Source organism: Porcipelethomonas ammoniilytica, assembly GCF_025567485.1.
GTDB classification, from domain to species: Bacteria; Bacillota; Clostridia; order Oscillospirales; family Ruminococcaceae; genus Porcipelethomonas; species Porcipelethomonas ammoniilytica.
Genome location: NZ_JAOQKH010000094.1, coordinates 1 through 681, shown reverse-complemented (window position 1 = coordinate 681; position 681 = coordinate 1). Strand labels below are relative to the sequence as shown.

The following is a 681-nucleotide window of genomic DNA, read 5'->3' as shown; positions in this document are numbered from 1 at the left end:
CTCAAGCTGCATATTAAGCAGTTCACGGACGCATTTTGAAATAGCGGCTATTCCGCTTACACGCTCGTATCTCTTTCCAGTAAACGGCATTTCAGTCATAATAGAATTTTCACGGTAAAATATTTTACCGTCAATTTCAGCGTATGAGAAATTTTTGACCGTCGGATCGGCAGGAAGAATTTCAGGTTTAAATTTATCCTTTTTCTTTCCGGAGGGTTTTGCAATAACAGACTTTTCAGCGGTATAATTTCCTTTTATTTTCTTTACCGCTTCATTTAAAATAACTTTAAGATCGGAATTTTCAAAAGGAACGACCATAGTACCTTTGCCGTAAAGCTTGTTTCCCTCCACAACTTTTCCTAAAATCATTTCCGGATTTTCAATAAAATAATTGTTAATTGTCAGACCGTCTGGATTTTTTGAGGTATACACCCAATCGGGCGCAATATCTATCATTTTTTCACGTTTCCGGAGAAAAATAATGTCGGAGGTAACTTCCGTTCCCGCATAGGATTTGAAAGCATTATTCGGAAGTCTGACAGCGCCCATAAGCTCTGCACGCTGAGAAATGTATTTTCTTACCGACGGATTAGCCTTGTCAAGAGTACCGGAAGAAGTGATAAAAGCGATTACGCCTCCCGGACGTACCTTGTCCAGAGTTTTTGCAATAAAATAGTCATG

1 protein-coding gene is annotated in these 681 nt (G+C 39.1%); it reads right to left on the bottom strand.

Annotated elements, in window-relative coordinates; genetic code table 11:
- Window positions 1–681, bottom strand: a 681-nt coding sequence (locus OCV67_RS13440; protein ID WP_147644420.1) for an N-6 DNA methylase, incomplete at both ends; no start/stop codon positions are given.